We start from the raw sequence: 663 nt of genomic DNA on the forward strand, positions 1-663 counted from the left end.
ACTCTATAAAGTCATAGAACAAGTTAGATGGAGCCTCTAACTTCAGAGCATGGAAGACAAGGATTGATCTCATCCTTGCTAAGAATAAAGTGCTGGATATTGTGAAAGGAAAGATCATGAAACCAGAGTTTGAAGAAGGAGAAGAGAAGGAACCGCAGAACGTTGCAGCTATGGAGAAGTTCAAAGACGTTGACATCAATGCCATGAGTATCATAGTGGATTCCATAAAAGACCACTTGATACCCTACATCTCCCATCTTGACTCATCGAAGATGTACTATGCCCTAACAAATCTCTTCTCAGTCAGAAACATTGGACAAGTTATGAGTCTGAAGAATGAGCTCTGTGACATGAAGATGAATGATGATGAAAGCATAACATCATACCTTGTGAGAATCTCTCAGTTAAGAGATCAACTACAAGCTATTGAAGAGATCATTTCAGAGAAGGAATTGGTAAACATAGTACTCAATGGTCTTCCCAAGACATGGGATGCATTTTCCGCAAGCATGAACACAAGGAAGGAGTATCCTACATTCGAAGAACTTTGGACTTGTTGTGCACAAGAAGAATCAAGGATTAGTGCACAAGAGAAATCCCAAAAGAAATATAATGATCAAGCCTACACAATAAAGTTGAAGAAATTTAGGAATAAGAAGTTTC

1 protein-coding gene is annotated in these 663 nt (G+C 38.5%); it reads left to right on the forward strand.

Annotation, left to right across the window (positions count from 1 at the left end):
• Positions 1-101 precede the first annotated feature (101 nt).
• Positions 102-663, forward strand: a 562-nt coding sequence (locus NUW87_RS11445; protein WP_269028651.1) for a gag-polypeptide of LTR copia-type domain-containing protein, incomplete at its 3' end; no start/stop codon positions are given.

It is taken from the genome of Corynebacterium pilbarense (genome assembly GCF_026930265.1).
GTDB lineage: Bacteria > Actinomycetota > Actinomycetes > Mycobacteriales > Mycobacteriaceae > Corynebacterium > Corynebacterium pilbarense.